The sequence below is a fragment of the Bacillus sp. JJ1521 genome (assembly GCF_036965165.1).
In the GTDB taxonomy this organism is placed as follows: Bacteria; Bacillota; Bacilli; order Bacillales; family Bacillaceae_L; genus Ferdinandcohnia.
This window is the reverse complement of record NZ_JBALOX010000013.1, coordinates 1-494: the sequence shown is the minus strand read 5'-3', so window position 1 is coordinate 494 and position 494 is coordinate 1. Positions and strand designations below refer to the sequence as shown.

The following is a 494-nucleotide window of genomic DNA, read 5'->3' as shown; positions in this document are numbered from 1 at the left end:
CGTCAAGACGTATTTGATCTTCTTATGCTAGAATTAAGACGAGGTGTAATTCAAATGGCGATAATAGCGAAAATCACAACTCAAAAGAAAAATACGGAACGATTCAATATATTTCTTGATTACGGCAATGGCAATGGCGAGGAATATGCATTTAGCGTCGATCAAGATATCCTGATATCCTTTCAGCTGAAAAAAGGTATGGAATTGGATGACCTCGATATAACGGAAATCCAATTTGAAGATGAAGTAAAAAAGGCTTTTAATTCGGCACTGAATTTTTTATCATATCGAATGCGATCGACGAAGGAAGTCATCGATTATCTTAAGAAGAAGGAAGTAGATGACCCCATTATTCCGGATGTCTTACATAAGCTTGCTGATTATAAATATGTAAATGATGAGGAATTTGCAAAAGCCTATGTCCGAACCCAAATCAATACAACGACAAAGGGACCTGAGGTAATTAAACAAGAACTTTTTGAAAAAGGAATTGA

General features: G+C 35.6%; 1 protein-coding gene. It reads left to right on the top strand.

Translation table 11 applies throughout. The features are described from left to right. Positions 1–54: 54 nt before the first annotated feature. Positions 55–494, top strand: a 440-nt coding sequence (locus V7147_RS02840; protein ID WP_335366349.1) for a RecX family transcriptional regulator, incomplete at its 3' end; no start/stop codon positions are given.